The organism is Ensifer sp. 1H6 (assembly GCF_001976035.1).
Taxonomy (GTDB): domain Bacteria; phylum Pseudomonadota; class Alphaproteobacteria; order Rhizobiales; family Rhizobiaceae; genus Ensifer; species Ensifer canadensis.
In genome coordinates, this window is record NZ_MOAI01000030.1 from 54,173 (window position 1) to 72,048 (window position 17,876).

General features: G+C 63.0%; 15 protein-coding genes. 2 read left to right on the top strand and 13 right to left on the bottom strand.

The features are described 5' to 3' along the window. Positions 1-66 precede the first annotated feature (66 nt). A complete protein-coding gene (gene cobM / locus BKP54_RS27615) occupies positions 67-825 on the top strand; it encodes a precorrin-4 C(11)-methyltransferase (protein WP_025424931.1) in 759 nt (252 codons plus the stop codon). Between the two features lie 2 nt (positions 826-827). Here the strand turns inward: cobM and mnhG are convergent, their stop codons facing one another. From mnhG to BKP54_RS27670, 11 genes are all read right to left on the bottom strand, one after another. Continuing rightward, complete coding sequence (mnhG, locus tag BKP54_RS27620; protein WP_025424930.1) at positions 828-1,199, bottom strand: monovalent cation/H(+) antiporter subunit G; 372 nt, start codon at positions 1,197-1,199, stop codon at positions 828-830. Then, the gene (locus tag BKP54_RS27625; protein ID WP_025424929.1) at positions 1,196-1,477 is read right to left on the bottom strand and encodes a K+/H+ antiporter subunit F; all 282 of its coding nucleotides are present in this window, start codon (positions 1,475-1,477) and stop codon (positions 1,196-1,198) included. Before BKP54_RS27625 ends, mnhG begins: the two co-directional genes overlap by 4 nt. Further along, positions 1,474-1,959: a Na+/H+ antiporter subunit E gene (locus BKP54_RS27630; RefSeq protein ID WP_025424928.1), complete on the bottom strand. Its 486-nt coding sequence runs from the start codon at positions 1,957-1,959 to the stop codon at positions 1,474-1,476. The genes BKP54_RS27625 and BKP54_RS27630 overlap by 4 nt, the downstream gene beginning before the upstream one ends. Positions 1,960-1,962: 3 nt before the next feature. After that, positions 1,963-3,606 (bottom strand): monovalent cation/H+ antiporter subunit D, encoded by a 1,644-nt coding sequence (locus BKP54_RS27635; protein ID WP_025424927.1) that lies wholly within the window; start codon positions 3,604-3,606, stop codon positions 1,963-1,965. After that, positions 3,575-3,922, bottom strand: a complete 348-nt coding sequence (locus BKP54_RS27640; RefSeq protein WP_025428214.1) for a Na+/H+ antiporter subunit C — start codon at positions 3,920-3,922, stop codon at positions 3,575-3,577. Before BKP54_RS27640 ends, BKP54_RS27635 begins: the two co-directional genes overlap by 32 nt. Continuing rightward, complete coding sequence (locus BKP54_RS27645) at positions 3,922-6,849, bottom strand: monovalent cation/H+ antiporter subunit A (protein ID WP_337797751.1); 2,928 nt, start codon at positions 6,847-6,849, stop codon at positions 3,922-3,924. The genes BKP54_RS27640 and BKP54_RS27645 overlap by 1 nt, the downstream gene beginning before the upstream one ends. 239 nt (positions 6,850-7,088) lie before the next feature. Further along, a complete protein-coding gene (locus BKP54_RS27650) occupies positions 7,089-9,758 on the bottom strand; it encodes an EAL domain-containing protein (RefSeq protein WP_245317912.1) in 2,670 nt (889 codons plus the stop codon). A 103-nt stretch (positions 9,759-9,861) separates the two neighbouring features. Continuing rightward, on the bottom strand, positions 9,862-10,050 hold the full coding sequence (locus BKP54_RS27655) for a DUF3008 family protein (protein WP_025424924.1): 189 nt from the start codon (positions 10,048-10,050) through the stop codon (positions 9,862-9,864). 172 nt (positions 10,051-10,222) lie between these two features. Then, the gene (locus BKP54_RS27660) at positions 10,223-11,836 is read right to left on the bottom strand and encodes a cisplatin damage response ATP-dependent DNA ligase (protein WP_057210084.1); all 1,614 of its coding nucleotides are present in this window, start codon (positions 11,834-11,836) and stop codon (positions 10,223-10,225) included. Positions 11,837-11,839: 3 nt separating this feature from the next. After that, the gene (locus BKP54_RS27665) at positions 11,840-12,850 is read right to left on the bottom strand and encodes a ligase-associated DNA damage response exonuclease (RefSeq protein ID WP_038576510.1); all 1,011 of its coding nucleotides are present in this window, start codon (positions 12,848-12,850) and stop codon (positions 11,840-11,842) included. A gap of 91 nt (positions 12,851-12,941) precedes the next feature. Next, entirely contained in the window at positions 12,942-13,895 is a 954-nt protein-coding gene (locus tag BKP54_RS27670; protein WP_025424921.1) for a nucleoside hydrolase, read from the bottom strand. A 255-nt stretch (positions 13,896-14,150) separates the two neighbouring features. Here BKP54_RS27670 and BKP54_RS27675 point away from each other — a divergent pair, with 255 nt between their 5' ends. After that, positions 14,151-14,804, top strand: coding sequence for a hypothetical protein (locus BKP54_RS27675; protein WP_025424920.1), 654 nt, complete (start codon positions 14,151-14,153; stop codon positions 14,802-14,804). Between the two features lie 99 nt (positions 14,805-14,903). Here BKP54_RS27675 and lysS read toward each other — a convergent pair whose 3' ends face one another. Next, positions 14,904-16,400 carry a lysine--tRNA ligase gene (gene lysS / locus BKP54_RS27680; protein WP_057225134.1) on the bottom strand — a complete coding sequence of 499 codons (1,497 nt, stop codon included), beginning with the start codon at positions 16,398-16,400 and terminating at the stop codon, positions 14,904-14,906. Between the two features lie 10 nt (positions 16,401-16,410). Further along, positions 16,411-17,868: a glutamate--tRNA ligase gene (gene gltX / locus BKP54_RS27685; RefSeq protein WP_057210080.1), complete on the bottom strand. Its 1,458-nt coding sequence runs from the start codon at positions 17,866-17,868 to the stop codon at positions 16,411-16,413. Between the last annotated feature and the right edge of the window lie 8 nt (positions 17,869-17,876).

The window sequence follows — 17,876 nt, forward strand, 5'->3', positions numbered from 1 at the left end:
TATGAGATGGCGTGGATCCACGATGCTGTGTGCAAAGGGGACGCTCCAAAACATTCGGAGAGACACATGACGGTACACTTCATCGGCGCCGGTCCGGGAGCGGCGGACCTGATCACGGTTCGCGGCCGCGATCTGATCGGGCGCTGCCCGGTCTGCCTTTATGCCGGCTCGATCGTCTCGCCGGAACTGCTGCAATATTGTCCGCCCGGCGCCCGCATCGTCGATACCGCGCCGATGTCGCTCGACGAGATCGAGGCGGAATATGTGCGCGCGGCGGAAGTCGGCGAGGATGTCGCCCGGCTTCATTCCGGGGACCTCTCGGTCTGGAGCGCGGTTGCCGAGCAGATCCGCCGGCTGGAAAAGCACGGCATCGGCTATACCATGACCCCCGGCGTGCCGGCCTTTGCCGCCGCGGCCGCGACGCTCGGTCGCGAGCTGACCATTCCGGCGGTCGCCCAGAGCCTGGTGCTGACGCGGGTTTCCGGTCGTGCCTCGCCGATGCCAAACACCGAGACGCTTGCCGGCTTCGGCGCCACCGGCTCGACCCTTGCCATCCATCTCGCCATCCATGCGCTCGACCAGGTCGTTGCGGAACTGACACCGCTCTATGGCGCCGAATGCCCGGTGGCGATCGTCGTCAAGGCGTCGTGGCCGGATGAACGGGTGGTGCGTGGCACGCTTGGCACCATCGCCGCCAAGGTGGCCGAGGAGCCGATCGAGCGCACCGCGCTGATCTTCGTCGGTCTGGGACTGGAAGCGTCGGATTTCCGCGAAAGCTCGCTCTACGATCCCGCCTATCAGCGCCGCTTCCGCGGGCGCGAGTAGGCCTACTCTGCGCTCTCTTCGGGCAGCGGCTTCTGTTTCAACGGAACGCCGCGGCGTTGCTCGACGCGGTCGCGATAAAGTGCTGCCTGGCCGAGCAGCATCAGCGTCACCGGCGTGGTCATGATGACGAAGACGATGATCAGCACTTCGTGGAACACCCAGCGGCTCTGCAGCACGGCAAAACAGATGATCGAGGCGGTGCAGATGAGGATGACGCCGCCGCTGGTGGCAAGGGTCGGCGCATGCAGGCGGGTGTAGAAATCCGGCAACCTCAGCAGGCCGAGCGAGCCGATCAGCGCAATCGCCGCGCCGAGAAGAACGAGCCCGCAGACGACAATGGCGGCCCAGGTCGGAAGGTCGGTCAGATGGCTCATTCGATCAACTCCCCGCGCATCAGGAACTTGCCGAAGGCGATCGACGAGACGAAGCCGATCAGCGCGACGATCAGCGCCGATTCGAAATAAAGGCTGTTGGCGGTGCGGATGCCGAAGGATAGCAGCATCAGCATGGCGTTGATGTAGAGCGTATCGAGGCCGAGGATGCGATCCTGCGCCCGCGGTCCCTTGACCATGCGGTAGAGCGCGAAGGCCATGGCAAGCCCGATCATGATCTGCGCGATCAGGATCGACCAGATGATTGCAAGCTCAGTCATCCGAACATCTCCTTCAAACCTGCCTCATAGCGCTTCACCGTCTGCAGCCAGATCTCCTCGTTTTCCATGTCGAGCACGTGGAAGAGCAGCGACTTCCGGCGGCGGTCGTATTCGAGCCACGCGGTGCCCGGCGTCGCCGTCATGATGCAGGCGAGCAGAGCAAGCGCGTTTTCGTCTTCGAGATCGAGGTCGACCGTCAGGAAGCCCGAGTTCGGCGCCCGCCGTCCGGCGCGCAGGATCACTAGCATGACGGCAATGTTGGAGCGGATGACGTCGACGACGACGCTGGCGCCGAAGCGCAGCGTGCGCAGGATCCGGCGCGGATGCGAGTGGGCGGGATTGAGCTTCAGCGTCACCCAGCCGAGCGCGACGCTCAATATCGTGCCCATGACGATCGTGCCGGGGGCGACCGACTGGTTGAGAAGCAGCCAGATGATGAGCAGGCCGACAGACAGCAGCGGGTAGGGGAACCAGGTGCGCATCGGTTACTGCCCTCCCGCACGTGGCGCCCTGAGGACGCGCTGGGTGTAGCCCGACGGGTCGAGCAGGGAATCGGCCGTTGCCTGCATGTAGTGCATCGTCGGCCCGGCCTGCAGGCTCAGGAAGATGCAGGCGCCGAGCAGCACGACGACGGGGGCAATCTCGATGACGAAGACGCGCGGCACGGTGTTTTCGATCGAGGCCCAGAAGGTGCGGATGCCGACGCGGTTCATGGCGATCATGGCGGAGAGGCCGGACAGGATCAGCAATGTGACGTAAGTCCAGTCGGCGGCAGAAATCGCCGGCGCGGCCTCGGGGCCGGAAAGGCCGAAGAGGCCGCTCAGGATCGCGAATTTGGCGACGAAACCCGAGAGCGGCGGCAGGCCGGCGAGCAGCAGCGCGCAGAGGCAGAAGCAGAGGCCGAGCACGGCCATGGTGCCGGGAATGGCGGCACCCGCTTCATCGACTTCCTCGTCCTCGTCGGCATCGCCATAGGCTTCCATCGTCACCGCCAGAACGTCGGCGCCGGCATCGCGGCCGCGCTCCACCAGTTCGATCAACAGGAAGAAGGCCGAGATCGTCAGCGTCGAACTGACGAGGTAGAACAGTGCACCGGCAATCATGCTGGAATGCCCGAGGCCGATCGCCGCCATCAGCGTGCCCGAAGAGACGAGCACCGAATAGGCGGCAAGCCGGGCCATCGCCTGCGAGGCGAGTACGCCGATGGCGCCGAAGGCGATGGTCAGCATGCCGCCGACCACCAGCAGAGTCTGGCCGAAGCCGGCGGACACCCCGGCATTGGCGCCAAAGACGAGCAGCGACAGCCGCAGGATGACGTAGATGCCGACTTTGGTCAGCACCGCAAAGACGGCCGCAACCGGTGGCGTTGCCGCCGAATAGGCGGTGGGCAACCAGAAGCTCAACGGCCACATGCCGGCCTTGACCAGAAAGGCGACGCCGAGCACGCCGGCGCCAACTTCGACCATCTGGCGGTTCTCTGGCGAGATGGTCGCAAGCTTGACCGCGAGGTCGGCCATGTTGAGCGTGCCGGTCGCGCCATAGATCAGGCTGACACCGATCAGGAACAGCGACGAGGCGGCAAGGTTGATCGCGACATAATGCAGGCCGGCCTTGACGCGCAGCGGGCCCGAGCCGTGCAGCAGCAGGCCGTAGGAGGCCGCGAGCATGATTTCGAAGAAGACGAAGAGATTGAACAGATCCCCCGTCAGGAAGGCACCGTTGAGCCCGGCGATCAGCAGCTGGAACAGCGAGTGGAAGTGATGGCCGGCGGTGTGCCAGCGGGCGATCGAATAGACCTGGGCGGCGAGCGCCAGGCCGCTCGTCAGGCAGAGCATCAGCGCGGAGAGCCGGTCGAGCACCAGTACGATGCCGAACGGCGCCGGCCAGTTGCCGAGCTGGTAGACGCTTGTGCCCGCAAGAAAGCCTTCCGTCGAGGCGCTAGCGCGCATCAGCACCATCGAGAGCACGAAGAGGGCGAGCGTCGAGACGAAGCCCATCACGCCCTTGGCCATGCGGTTGCGCTCGTCGATCGGGATCATCGCCGCGCCGACCATCAGCGGCAAGAGGATCGGCAGGATCATCAGGTGGTGCAGCCAATCAGTCACTGCGCTGCTCCCTTCCATCGACATGGTCGGTGCCGGTGAAGCCGCGCGAGGCGAGCAGTACGACGAGGAAGAGCGCCGTCATGGCAAAGCCGATGACGATCGCGGTCAGCACCAGCGCCTGCGGCACAGGATCGGTGTAGCGCGAGAGATCGCCGACGCCGCCGGGCTCGAGAATGGGGGGCGCATTCACGCGCAGCCGACCCATGCTGAAGATGAAGAGATTGACGGCATAGGAGAGCAGCGACAGGCCGATGATCACCTGGTAGGTGCGTGGGCGGAGCAGGAGATAGACGCCCGAGGCGGTGAGGACGCCGATGGCGGCAGACAGGATGATCTCCATTACTTCGCCTCCTTTCCGGCGCGAAGGACGGCACGGGCATGGGCACGCGGAGCGCGGATCGACTGGTGCGCAAGCGCGATCAGGATGAGCACGGTTGCCCCGACCACCAGCGAGAAGACGCCGAGGTCGAAGAGGATTGCGCTTGCCAGCGGGAATTTGCCGACGATCGGCAGGGTGACATATTGCGCGTGCGAGGTCAGGAACGGATAGCCGAACAGCCACGAACCGATGCCGGTTGCCGCCGCGACGATGATGCCGATACTCATCCAGCGCAGCGGGTGGATGCGCAGCCGCTCCTCGACCCAGCGGGTGCCGCCCGACATGTATTGCAGGATGAAGCCGATCGACATGGCGATGCCGGCCGCAAAGCCGCCGCCCGGCAGGTCGTGGCCGCGCAGGAAGAGATAGGCGGCCAGCATGCCGCTGACCGGGAACATCCAGCGCATGATGACAGATGGAACGAACAGATATTCGGCGACGCTGTCGCCCTTTGCGCGATCGGGATGATCGTCGTCGAAGGCATTTTGGACCTGCTGCTGTACCGGCGCCTCAAGGCTGTCTGCCTGAGGACGGAAGCGCAGCAACAGTGCAAAGACGGTCAGGGCCACGATCGCCAGCACGGCGATTTCGCCGAGCGTGTCGAAGCCGCGGAAGTCGACGAGGATGACGTTGACGACATTGGTGCCGCCGCCTTCCTTGTGGGCACGCTCGAGGAAATAGCTGGCGATGGTTTCGGGCATTGGGCGGGTCATCACGGTGTAGGCGATCAGCGCCACGCCGCCGCCTGCGACAATGGCCAGCAGAAAGTCGCGCAGGCGCCGCAGACGGACGCGCAGCGACAGCAATTCTGATTCCTGCGTGTCCTCGATGCGCTTGGGCAGCCAGCGCAGGCCGAGCAGGATCAGCACAGTCGTGACGATCTCGACGAGGAGCTGGGTAACCGCAAGATCGGGGGCCGACAGCCAGACGAAGGTGATGCAGGTGACGAGACCGGCGCCGCCGAGAAGCACGAGTGCCGCCAGCCGGTGGAACTTTGCCTGGTAGGCGGCCCCAACCGCGCAGGCGATGCCGATCGCCCAGAGCAGGGCGAAGGCCGGATCGATGCCGCGCACCAGAAGCGGCGGCAGTTCGAAATGATTGAGCAGCAGCGGCAGGGCGCCGGCGACGATCGCGACGAAGACCAGGAACCGCATCTGCGGCTGCAGTCGGCGCGTGCCGAGCCTCTGTTCGAGCCAGCGCGCCCACTTCCACGACAGGGTCACCAGTACCCGCTCGAAGATGCGCTGGCCGTGCAGCAGGCGGAAGACCGGCGGCCCTTCGGTGCTGGTCGCCAGATAGTTCCCCATCAGGAAATAGAGGCCGATGCCACCGAGAAGCGCCACGAAGCTCATTATCAGCGGCAGGTTCCAGCCGTGCCAGACCGAAAGGTTGTACTGCGGGGTGCTGGCACCGAGGATAGACACGACGGCTGTGTGCAGGAACGGGCCGATGGTGATGGCCGGGATAATGCCGACGACGAGGCAGGCCAGCACCAGGAACTCGATCGGCGCCCGCATCCAGCGCGGCGGCTCATGCGGGATCTTGGGCAGATCGCTCGGCGTCGGGCCGAAGAAGACGCTGTGGATGAAGCGCAGCGAATAGGTCACCGCGAACATGCCGGCGAGCGTGGCGACATAGGGCGTCATCGTATCGAGCAAATTGGCCTGGTGCGTCTCGATCGCTTCGGCGAAGAACATTTCCTTGGAGATGAAACCGTTCAACAGCGGCACGCCGGCCATCGCGGCGCTGGCGACCATGGCGAGCATTGCGGTTCCCGGCATGTAGCGTATGAGCCCGCCGAGCTTGCGCATGTCGCGCGTTCCGGTCTCATGGTCGATGATGCCGGCCGCCATGAACAGTGATGCCTTGAAGGTCGCGTGATTGACGATGTGGAAGACGGCGGCGACCGCCGCGAGCGGACTTCCGAGGCTGAGCAGCACCGTGATCAGGCCCAGGTGGCTGATGGTCGAATAGGCCAGAAGCCCCTTCAGATCCTGCTGGAAGATGGCGAAGTAAGCGCCGAGCAGTAGTGTCGTCAGGCCGGCGAGCCCGACGATCCAGAACCAGGCCTCGGTGCCGGCCATCACAGGCCAGAACCGGACGAGCAGGAACACGCCTGCCTTCACCATCGTCGCCGAATGCAGATAGGCGGAGACGGGGGTTGGTGCTGCCATCGCGTGCGGCAGCCAGAAATGGAACGGGAACTGCGCGCTCTTGGTCAAGGCCCCGAGCAGGATCAGGACCAGCATCGTGACATAGAGTGGGTGGTTGCGGATCGTATCGCCGGAGGCAAGCACGACGTCGAGGTCGTAGCTGCCGACGACGCGGCCCATGATCAAAAGCCCGACAAGCATGCAGAGCCCGCCCATGCCGGTCATCGTCAGCGCCATGCGCGCACCGTCGCGGGCGTGGGCATTGTGGTGCCAATAGCCGATCAGCAGGAAGGAGACGATGCTCGTCAGCTCCCAGAAGACCGCAAGCAGGATCAGATTGCCGGAGAGAACGACGCCCAGCATCGACCCCATGAAGGCGAGAAACAGGGCAAAGAAGCGCGGTACCGGATCCTCTGCCGCCATGTAGTAGCGGGCGTAGAGCACGACGAGCACGCCGATTGCGGTCACCAGCACCGTGAACAACCAGGCAAAGCCGTCCATTCTCAAGGTGAAGTTGAGGCCGAGCTCGGGCATCCAGGCAAGTTCATAGCGAAGAACGCCGCCGGAGGTGACGAAGGGGTAGAGGCAAACCGCAACGAGGAAGCAGAGCAGCGCGATCGCGCCTGCGAACCAGGCCGTTGCGCCGCGTTGATCGGACGGAAAGAAGATTGCAATGAGGCTCCCCGCAAACGGGGCTAGGATGAAGACAGAAAGCAATTTCCCCGCGTATTCGATCGTATCGTTCCCTTCTCTTGGGCATATTGGAGATTGGGTGCCGAAGCCCCTCAAGGACCATCGCTGACGCAACGGTCGCAGACGACGCCGTCATGGTCCGCATAGCGGTAACAGCCGTATGTTTTTATGACGATTTTCCCGGGGGCTGCCAAGCCTCGATGGCGGGAAAAATGTGAGATCGCGTCATTTTTGGCCAGCTCGAGCGCGCGCCGAACTGTCGCAGCCGACCGAAGGTGGCGTCAGGCGGCCTGCCACCTACGCTCGAAAACAAAGGTCGCAAGATCGTTGGCGCTCATCGGCCGGGCAAAGGCATAGCCCTGAAGGCCGTGGCAGCCGAGCTCCTGCAGAATGCGGGCGTGCTCGAGCGTTTCGACGCCCTCGGCGATCACCTCGATGCCGAGCGAGGTGCCGATATCGATGATCGATTCGACGAGGCGCCTTTCGGCCGGCGAGTTCAGGATCGGCAAAATCAGCTGGCGATCGATTTTCAGGCGCCGCGGGGTCAGCTTCAGCAGGCTGAGGATGGAGGCATAGCCGGTGCCGAAATCGTCGATCTCGATATCGATGCCGAGTTCCTTGATCCGGCGAATGTTGGACAGCACCGTGACGTCGCTCTCGTCGAAGGAGATCGATTCCAGCAACTCGAAGGACAGGCGGCCGCGCGGGATCTGCAGCTGTTCGAGACGGCCGATCAGCCCCTCGTCGTGCAGGCGGGCATAGGAGAGGTTGACCGAGATCTTCGGGATGTGGATGCCATTGGCCTCCCAGCGATAGATCTGGAACAGCGCCTGCTCCAGGATCGCCTGGTCGATGGAGGCGACGACGTTGATGTCTTCGGCGGTCTTGAGAAAGGTGTGGGGACCCAGCAATCCCTTGGTCGGGTGGTCCCAACGTGCAAGCGCCTCGACGCCGATGACCTCAAGCGTGTTCGGGCAGAACTGCGGCTGGAAATGCGCGATGAATTCCTTGTGTTCCAGACCGCGAAGGATCTCGTCGGCGGTCTGCTTGGTCTTGAACACGGCAGTCTTCAGGTCGCCGGTGAAGGTCTCGTGCCGATTGCGGCCGCGGCGCTTGGCCTCGTAAAGGGCGATGTCGGCATTGACGAGGATCTGCGCCAGGTCGTCGGTCGGCTTGGTCTGCGCCGCGATGCCGATGCTGACGGCAATGCGGCATTCCTGGTCCTTGTAGCGAACCGGAACGCTCATTACCTCGATGATGCATGACGCCAGCCGGGCGTCGGGCTCGGCGCTGTCCTCCGGGCGGACGAGGACGAATTCGTCGCCGCCGATGCGAGCGACAAAGTCCTTCTCCTTGGCGTTGGTGCGCAGCAGTTCGGCTGCATGCCGCAGGATTTCGTCACCGGCCGCATGCCCCAGCGTGTCGTTGATCTGTTTGAAGCGATCGAGATCCATATGAAAGATGCTGAGCCTTGCCTCCGCTTCGAAGTGATGGCTTCTGTCTGCGAGTACCTGGTCGAGGAAGCGCCGGTTCGGCAGGCCGGTCAGCGGATCGTGCAGGGCATTGAACTCCATGCGGTAGCGCGCGGCCTCCAGTTCGGCGCTGTGCGCCTCGGCCTGGCGCTTGGCTTCCGACAGGGTTGCGCGGGTCTTGATGTCGGCGGTCACGTCCCAGTTGACGCCGACGATCTTCTTGCGCCCATCGGCGCCGTCATAGGTCGAGCCGATGGCGCGGATATGCCGGATGGTGTCATCCGGTAGCCGGATTCGAAACTCGGAATTGTAGGCGCTGCCCGCCGCAAGGGCTTCGGCGAACTCCTCTTCCGCGCGGTCAATGTCGTCGGGATGCAAGGTCGTCTTCCAGTCGTCATAGGCCTTGCGCACCGATCCGGTCTTTCCGTAGAGCTCCTTCATCCGCTCGTCCCAGAGCAGCTTGCCGCTGGCGATGTCGAGTTCCCAGATGCCGATCTGCGAGCTGTCGAGCGCGATCTTCAGGCGGTGCGACAGTTCCTGCAATTGCGCCTTGCTGTGCCTGAGGGCGCGAATATTGTTCTGCCGCTCGCTCATCAGCCGGCCCGTCAGCAGCATCGGCAGGATGATCATCAGGCCGCCGGCAACGATCAGCGCGCGGATGAACCAGGCATTGCGGGGCGTGTGCGGCCAGCCGCCTTTGGGAACGGCGGCGATGTGCCAGGAGCCGCCGGGAAGCAGGACGGTCATATCAACCGGCGCCTGACCAAAAACCTTGGGGTCGCCGAAGAAGGCCGTTCCACTGCTGCCCGTCCCGTCGCGGCCGGTCATCGCGATATCAATGCCCAGCTTGGAAGAGAGGAGACCGCTGTCATTGTAGAGACGATCGACATCGATGACGGCAGAGACGATGCCCCAGAAGCGATTGCTGCCTCCGCCGGCATCGATCGATACCGGGAAGCGGCCAATCAGTCCGCGCCCGCCCTGCACGAGATCCACCGGGCCGGCGAGAACCATCTTGCCGGTGTCCCTTACCTTCATGACGGCGGCGCGCTGGGCATCGTTCTTGCGGTAATCGAGCCCGATCGCCCTTTCATTGCCCTGCAAGGGATAGGCCATGCGCACGATGAGGTTCGGCGCCGCGGCGATGCTGCGCAGCTGCGAGCGCTCTGTGAAGATGCTGCGCGAAAGAGCTGCAAAACGCTCCTGGTCCATACCCGGTTCGGTCACGATGGTGCCGATCAGGCCCCGTACGAGCTGGATATTGCCGTTGATGCTGGCCTCGAGTTTGGAGCGGATCGGGTTGAGCTCGTCGGCGACTTGAGATCGCATGCGGGCTTCGGAGACCACCTGGTTCTGATTGTCCGCAAGAATGCCGGCCGCGAGAACAACGAAAGAGGCGATGATCGCGGGAAGGTAGTTCGGCGTCAGAACTCTGGAAAGTTTCTTCTTCCCGAGGTGGAAGATATGTCTGGCAAGCACAAGATCACCCCGGCGGTGTGCGAATGATACGAAACGACCGGGATGATCCCAAATTGGTATTAACAATTGTGTTTTAGTTCCGGCTTTTATGCTTGCCGGGAGGTCATTTTGCCGTCTTCCGCTCGGGCAGTTTCTTGCGCTTGGTTTCCGCAAGTTCTTCAAGCTCGCTTTCGGTCATGGATTTTTCCATTTCGCGTGACGCGCCCTTGAGTTCGGATTTCTTCATGTCTCCGCGTTTGGCGGCAAGGGCTGCACCGGCCGCCTTTTGCTGTGCCTTGGATTTTGCAGGCATGTCGCATCTCCTTGCGTGCGTTCGAATAGCTCAAACGCCGATCGATCGCGCCGGTTCCGCGCTTTACAGCGCCGTGCGTCAAATAAGACGCGCGAAGGACGCTGTAACGCTTTAAATTTGCTGCATAATTTTATCCTTAAACCGGATCCGATTTAAGGAATTATGCAGTCGATCACGATCTGCCATCGATCATCGCCTGCAAGGTCTCCAGCCGGTCGGCCTCATGCGGGAGCTTGTCCTGACGCAGCCGTGCAATACGGGGAAAGCGCATGGCAACGCCCGACTTGTGCCGGGTCGACCGGTTCAGCCCCTCGAAGGCGACCTCGACGACGAAGCCGAAATCGGGTTCGGCCCGCACGGCCCGGACCGGGCCGAAGCGCTCGATGGTATTATCCCGGACGAAGCGGTCGAGAATTTCCAGTTCGGCATCGGTAAAGCCGAAATAGGCCTTGCCCACCGGCACCAGCGTTTCCGTGCCGTCGATCTTAGTCCAGACGCCGAAGGTGAAATCGGAATAGTAGCTGGAGCGCTTGCCGTGGCCGCGCTGCGCATACATCAGCACCGCATCGACGTTAAAGGGCGCGCGCTTCCATTTGAACCAGGGACCCTTGGCGCGGCCGGCGGTATAGGGCGAATCCAGCCGCTTCAGCATGATGCCTTCGATGACGGGATCGGGCGGATCGGATCGGAGCTGGTCGAGTTCCTCCCAGGAGGAAAACGGCACGAGCGGGGACAGGTCGAAATGCTGCGGCGAGGCCCGTTCGACAAGGTCGCTCAATATCGCCCGTCGTGCCAGGAAACCCTCCGCCCGAACGTCGGTTTCGCCCGCAAAGAGCACGTCGTAGGCGCGGATGAAGGCGGGGTATTCGTCCAGCATCTTGCGGCTGACGGACTTGCGGTTCAGCCGTTGCTGCAGGTCAGAAAAGGTCCGGGTGGCACGGTTGGTGCGGGCGGTGCCTCCGACCAGCAGTTCGCCGTCGATGATGCCGGAAAAGTCGGCCGCCTCCAGCACATCAGGGAAGGCACCGGAGATTTCGTCGCCGCTGCGCGAGTAGAGCCGTGTGGTCCCACCGATATTGGCGAGCTGCACGCGGATGCCGTCCCACTTCCATTCGGCGGCAAAATCCTTCGGGTCGAGCCCGTCGAGGTCGCCTTCGCCGACAGGAGTGGCAAGCATCACCGAATGGAAGACGGCGGGCGTCGAAAGCACCGGCCTTTCCGCCTCTCCCGCCAGCCATTGGAAGAGCGGCAGATAGGGCGGAGCGAGCCCGTGCCAGAGAGTTTCGATTTCGCTGACGTCCTTTCCACCCATCTCGGCCAGAGCCTGCTTTGCGAGCTTGGCGGAGACGCCGATGCGCAGGCCGCCGGTCACGAGTTTCAGGAAGGCGAAGCGCGCCGATGTGTCGAGCCGGTCGAGCATGTCGCGAACGACACTGCGCACATTGGCGCGGCCGGTCGCCTGCAGCTTTTCGATCGCGTCGCCGAGCGGAATGTCGTCGGGCACCACGCCTGCAGGCGGCTCCCAGACCAGCGACACGGTCTCGGCAAGGTCACCGACATAATCGTAGGAATAGCGGAACAGCACCTCGTCCATGCGTTCGAGCAGAAGGTCACGGATCATCGCCGGCTTGACGGTTGCAAGCGAGAGCGTGCCGGCGATCGCGGCGAGCGCATAGCCGCGGCTCGGATCAGATGTAGTGCGGAAATAATCCGCCAGCAGCCGGATCTTGGCGTTGCGCTGCGGGGTGAGCACGAGGCGGTCGAGCAGTTCGGCGAAGGCCTTCATCGCTCACTCTCCCTCGTCGTCATAGCCGACGAGATGCAGCGGTCGCGCGGCGATGCCTTCGAGCTCGCACCAGCGCACCAGCGCCTCCTCGCGGCCATGGGTAACCCAGACTTCCGCCGGGCCGATCTCACGGATCGTTTGCGTCAGTTCTGGCCAGTCGCAGTGGTCGGAGATCACCAGCGGCAGCTCGACGCCGCGCTGCTTGGCCCGTTGCCGGATCATCATCCAGCCTGAAGCGAAGATCGCCAGGGGATCGACGAAGCGCCGCGCCCAGCGGTCGGCGAAGGCTGCGGGCGGGCCGATGACGACGGTGCCGGAAAAATCCTGCTTCTCGTCGGCGGCAAGCGTCGCCGGGCGGATTTCACCGAGATCTATGCCTTCGCCACGATAATAATCACAGAGCTTCTGCAAGGCGCCGTGGATGTAGATCGGCTGGTCGTAGCCCTGCTCGCGCAGAAGGGCGATCACCCTCTGCGCCTTGCCGAGCGCATAGGCGCCGACCACATGGGTGCGCTCGGGAAACTGCTTCAGCGACGTCAGCAGCTTCTGCATCTCGGTGCGGTCGTCCGGGTGGTGGAAGACCGGCAGGCCGAAGGTGGCCTCGGTGATGAAGACGTCGCATGGAACCGGTTCGAACGACAGGCAGGTCGGGTCGCGGCGTCGTTTGTAATCGCCCGAGACGACGATGCGCGTGCCCTTCGCCATCACCGAAATCTGCGCCGAGCCGAGCACATGGCCTGCGGGGTGAAAACGCACCTCGACGCCGTTGACGACCATCGTCTCGCCCAGGGCAACGGCCTGGCTCGTGCCGCAGAAACCGTCGCCATAGCGGATGCGCATGATATCGAGCGTTTCGCGGGTGGCGAGCACCTGACCGTGGCCGGCGCGAGCGTGGTCGGAATGGCCATGGGTGATCAGGGCGCGATCGACCGGCTGCACCGGGTCGATGTAGAAATCCCCGATCTCACAATAGAGACCTTTCGGGGCTGGATAGAGCAGGGCGTCCGGTTTCATGGCCATAAAGATAGCCGGCGAACGCATGTCCGCCAGCTATCGCAGCAAAGTTTTTCGAACGGTTGGACAAGCCGGTCCGTTCGGGGTGACATCAGTCGTGCAGCGCCAGCGTGTCGCCGATCAACTTCAGGGTTTTCGCTGCATCGATGTCGATGCAAGCTTTCTGGCTCGGCAGGTTGTCCCACGGGCTCGGCGGGAACAGCCGGCTGTCGGGCTTCTGGATCGTCTGGCCATCGGCAAGGCCGCCGCAGACGACGCGGATGACGCCGCTGCGCACCTTGAACAGGTCCGGCGCCACGACATAGGCACAGGCGCAGCTGTCATGCACCACCATACCGTCAGGCACATGCTGCTCGTAGAAGGTGATGTAGAACTGCGAGATGTCGGAGAGCAGCTGTGCCGGCGCTCCGCCGCGTGCGGCGATGTCGGCGAGCATGGCCTTGGTCATCACCGTCTTGGTGGTGACATCGAGACCGACGACCGTAACCGGCCACGGCGCCGTCATGACGACGTCGGCTGCCTCGGGGTCGCCATGGATATTGGCTTCGGCGGCCGGCGTGATGTTGCCGTTGACGTCGAAGGCGCCGCCCATGATCACCACTTCGCGCACCAGCGGCGCAAAATCCGGATCTTCGCGCAGTGCCAGCGCCAGGTTGGTCATGCGACCGACGGCAATCAGCGTCACTTCGCCGGGATTGGCGCGGACGGTGTCGATGATGAAGCGGTGCGCCGGGCGGGGATCGACGGGCAGGTCGATGGTCTCGGGCACGTCGATGTTGCCGAGGCCGTCATCGCCATGAATAAAGGTCGGCCAGCCGACATGCGGCCGATCCGGATTGAAGGTCTTGTCGAGACCTTTTGCGACCGGTGCCTTAATGCCCCACTCGCGCTTCAGGAACAGCGCATTGCGCGTCGTCGTTTCGACCGAGGCGTTGCCGAAGACCGTCGTAATGCCGATGAGGTCGATATCCGGGTGGCGGTGGAGGAAGAGGAGGGCCATCGCATCGTCGATGCCCGGATCCGTATCAAAGATAACCTTGTGCATGTGTTCTTCTTTTCTTTTTCTTGCGTTTGACGGGTCGCAATGGAGGCAAGATGCCTGCGAAAGTCAATCACCCTTCGATCCCTATCGAACACGCCCGATGTCGAAGCTGAAGATGTCTTTTGGGCGAGCTCCTCTGTTCTTCCCGTTCGTCTATGGCGCGCGGCGCTTAAACTTTCTGAAAGGTGCAGCGCCTATCCTTGCAAGGCGCCTTCGGGCTTTTGTTACAGTTCCTGAAATGACAGCGGAGCCATTCTCGTGAAGGCTATTCTCGGCAACCTGCGCCCATCGAAGAGGCTGGTCGTCATCCTCGCCGCGGCGTTCGGCGTGTCGGCTGCCTCAGGTGCTGCCGCCGTCTATGTCGGCCGCGACGCATTGATGGAGCGGATTTCCAAGCCCGCCACCTCCGGCCTCGAATGCACCCTGGTCAGAACCATCAAGCTCGGCCATCACGGTCAGCGCTGGGTCCGCATGCACATCAAGACGGATCGTGCCGACGGCGAAGCGCGCATGCGCACGGCGCTTCGCGTGGTCGGTGCTCTCTCCAAGACGGAAAATGCCGAGCTTTACCAGGTGGTCGTTCTCGATGCGGCCGGACCGGAAGAGCGCGCCCAGGTTCGGGGTGCGGCGATCGGCGCGCAAGTTCTCTTTGCACCGGGCCCGCAGAGCGTGCCCGGTATGGATGAACCGTTCCGCGCGTCCTACAATGACGGCACGGCAAACTCGGCCGGCTTCTTTCATGGCAACACCATCGATCTTTCCGTGGGTGACATCCGCGGCATGATGGCCGGCATGGACGATCGGTCGCCCTGCATCGATCCGAATGCTGTCGCCGTCGAGGGCGAGGCGGCACCGGACGCCACGGCGCAAGAGCACAAGGTCGAGAGCGCCGAAGCGCCTGCAGGCCACTGAAGCGCCGTTCTCGCGCAGCGCGCTGTCACTCCATCATTGAAAATGAAAAAAGCCCGCCGCAATCGCGCCGGGCTTTGTCTTGTGCCGTTATGACTTTGATCAGTCGGCCTTGTTGCGGCGCGCCGGGAACAGGATGATGTCGCGGATCGACGGCGCGTTGGTCAAAAGCATGATCAGGCGGTCGACGCCGATGCCGAGGCCGCCTGCCGGCGGCATGCCCTGGTCGATGGCATCAAGGAACTCGTCATCGAGCTGCTTTGCCTTTTCGCCGCGGGCATGGGCCTGCTCCAGCTGCTCGACCATGCGGGCGCGCTGCTCTTCCGGATCGTTGAGCTCCGAGAAGGCGTTGCCGAGTTCCCAGGTGTTGCAATAGGTCTCGAAACGCTCGACGAGGCGCGGCTCGCCCGGCACTTCCTTGGCGAAAGGCGAGATGTCCTTCGGGAAATGCGTGACGTGGGCCGGCTGGATCAGCGTCGGCTCGACCTTTTCTTCGAAGATGAAGGCGAGGCACTCGCCCCAGGTCCAGTCCTTCTCGACTTCGAACCCGGCAGCCTTGGCGGCCGCACGGGCTTCCTCGTCGGTCTTCATCGCCAGGAAGTCGATACCGGTCGCTTCCTTGACGGCATCCGGCATCGGCACGCGGCGGAACGGACCCTTGAAGGAGATTTCCTTGTCGCCGAACATGAATTCGGTCGAGCCGTGGATCGACAGAGCGAGCTTGGTAAACAGCCGCTCGACGAGGTCCATGATGTCCTCGTAGTCGGCATAGGCCCAGTAGCATTCCATCATGGTGAATTCGGGATTGTGCCGGGTCGAGACGCCTTCGTTGCGGAAGTTGCGGTTGATCTCGAACACCTTGTCGGTCAGGCCAGATACCAGCGTGCGCTTCAGATACAGTTCCGGCGCAATGCGCAGGAACATGTCGAGCTTCAGCGTGTTGTGGTGAGTCTTGAACGGCTCGGCCGTCGCACCGCCATAGACCGAATGCAGCATCGGCGTTTCGACTTCCATGAAGCCGTCGTCTTCCATGAAGCGGCGGATGCCGGAAACGATCTTGCTGCGCTGCTGGAAGCGCAGCTTCGATTCCTCGTTGGTCATGATGTCGAGGTGGCGCTTGCGGTAGCGCAGCTCGATATCCGACAAGCCATGCCATTTTTCGGGCATCGGCAGCAGCGACTTCGTCAGCATGGTGATCGTCTGCGCGTTGATCGTCAGTTCGCCGCGCTTGGTGCGGCGCACGACGCCGGTGACACCGATGATGTCGCCGATGTCGATCATCGGCAGCAGTGCGCGTGCGTCTTCAGGCGTGGTGTCCTTGTGGCTGAAGATCTGGATCTTGCCGGAGGCATCATGGATATCCATGAACATGCCGGAGTTGCGCGACGAGTAGACGCGGCCGGCGACGGTGACGACGTCCTGCGTCTCGGTGTCCAGCTCCAGGTTCTCGTACTTCGCCGCAAGTTCGGCATTGGCCATCGTGCGGTGGAAATGCGCCGGATAGACGTCGCCGATCTGTTCGCGGAGCAGCTTCAGCTTCTGCGCGCGCACTTCCGTCACATCGGAGGAGAGGGCTGTTGTTTCGGTCTTGTCGTTCATCGTCCTGTCCTTACTTTCCGCTGCCGGCCATCGAGGCGGCGACCTGGCCTGCAATCTTCAACCGCTGGCGCACGACCGAGCGGCCGAGCAGTTCCATGCTGTCGAAGAGCGGCAGCGACCGCGACGAACCGGAAACCGCCACGAACAGCGGTGCCAGCACGACCTTGAGCTTCTTGCCCATGCGGTCGGCGATCGCGCGTAGTTCCGCTTCGATCGTTTCCTTGTTCCATTCGAGGATCTTTTCCAGATCCGGCTGTACCGTGTTGAAGATCTCGACCAGTTCTTCCGGGCTCGACTTGATCTTGGCGAAGGCCGCCGGCTCGAGGCCGAGGTCGGACTTCAACAGGAAGTCGGCAAGGGCCGGCAGTTCGCCGAGCTTGGAGATGCGCGACTGCGACAGCTTCAGGCCCTGCTTCAGGCGATCGTTCTCGGACGCCCAGGCAAGCACCCGGCCGAGGAATTCGTCGTCGCTCAGCTTCTCGCGGATCCAGCGGCCGTTCAGCCAGTCGAGCTTCTGGATGTCGAAGATCGCGCCCGACTTCGACAGGTTGTCGGGGTCGAACTTTTCGGCAAGCTCGGCCATCGTCATCAGTTCCTCGCCTTCGGCGATCTGGATGAAGAACAGGCCGAGGAAATTCATCAGCGCTTCCGGCAGGTAGCCGAGCGCCGAGTAGTAGGAGATCGACGTCGGGTTCTTGCGCTTCGACAGCTTCGATTTGTCGGCATTGCGCATCAGCGACAGGTGCATGAACACCGGCGGCGTCAGGCCGAGATACTGATAGATCAGGATGTGCTTCGGCACGGAGGCCAGCCACTCCTCGCCGCGCGCGACGTGGGTGATCTTCATCAGGTAGTCGTCGACGACGTTCGCCATGTGGTAGGTCGGCATGCCGTCGGCCTTGAGCAGCACCTGCATGTCGACCGAATCCCACGGGATCTCGACGTCGCCATAGACGCCGTCGGTGAACTTGCAGGAGCCCTCGGTCGGGATCTTCATGCGCACGACATGCGGCTCGCCGGCATCGACGCGGCGGGTCACTTCTTCGGCTGTCAGGCTCAGGCAGTGGCCGTCATATTTCGGCTGCTTGCCGGCGGCGCGCTGGCCCTCGCGCATCTGTTCGAGCCGTTCCGGTGTGCAGAAACAGCGGAAGCCGTGGCCGTTGTTCTCGATCTGGCGAACGTAGTCGAGATAGATGTCCTTGCGGTCGCTCTGGCGGTAGGGGCCATAGGGGCCGCCGACGTCAGGGCCTTCCGACCATTCGAGCCCGCACCATTTCAGCGCATCCAGAACCTTCTGCTCAAACTCCGGCGTCGAGCGTGTGGCGTCGGTATCCTCGATACGAAGGATGAAGGTGCCGCCGTGCTTCTTTGCGAAGAGATAGTTGAACAGTGCGATATAGGCGGTGCCGACATGCGGCTCGCCGGTGGGGGAGGGTGCGATGCGTACCCGAACTGCTGAATCTGCCATGGTCTTTG

What these genes read in the sequence shown, in the direction of transcription:
- mnhG (WP_025424930.1), bottom strand. Translation starts at nt 1,199, where the DNA reads ATGAGCCATCTGACCGACCTTCCGACCTGGGCCGCCATTGTCGTCTGC.
- cobM (WP_025424931.1), top strand. Translation starts at nt 67, where the DNA reads ATGACGGTACACTTCATCGGCGCCGGTCCGGGAGCGGCGGACCTGATC.
- BKP54_RS27655 (WP_025424924.1), bottom strand. Translation starts at nt 10,050, where the DNA reads ATGCCTGCAAAATCCAAGGCACAGCAAAAGGCGGCCGGTGCAGCCCTT.
- BKP54_RS27625 (WP_025424929.1), bottom strand. Translation starts at nt 1,477, where the DNA reads ATGACTGAGCTTGCAATCATCTGGTCGATCCTGATCGCGCAGATCATG.
- BKP54_RS27630 (WP_025424928.1), bottom strand. Translation starts at nt 1,959, where the DNA reads ATGCGCACCTGGTTCCCCTACCCGCTGCTGTCTGTCGGCCTGCTCATC.
- BKP54_RS27665 (WP_038576510.1), bottom strand. Translation starts at nt 12,850, where the DNA reads ATGAAACCGGACGCCCTGCTCTATCCAGCCCCGAAAGGTCTCTATTGT.
- BKP54_RS27670 (WP_025424921.1), bottom strand. Translation starts at nt 13,895, where the DNA reads ATGCACAAGGTTATCTTTGATACGGATCCGGGCATCGACGATGCGATG.
- BKP54_RS27635 (WP_025424927.1), bottom strand. Translation starts at nt 3,606, where the DNA reads ATGTCGATGGAAGGGAGCAGCGCAGTGACTGATTGGCTGCACCACCTG.
- gltX (WP_057210080.1), bottom strand. Translation starts at nt 17,868, where the DNA reads ATGGCAGATTCAGCAGTTCGGGTACGCATCGCACCCTCCCCCACCGGC.
- BKP54_RS27640 (WP_025428214.1), bottom strand. Translation starts at nt 3,922, where the DNA reads ATGGAGATCATCCTGTCTGCCGCCATCGGCGTCCTCACCGCCTCGGGC.
- lysS (WP_057225134.1), bottom strand. Translation starts at nt 16,400, where the DNA reads ATGAACGACAAGACCGAAACAACAGCCCTCTCCTCCGATGTGACGGAA.
- BKP54_RS27660 (WP_057210084.1), bottom strand. Translation starts at nt 11,836, where the DNA reads ATGAAGGCCTTCGCCGAACTGCTCGACCGCCTCGTGCTCACCCCGCAG.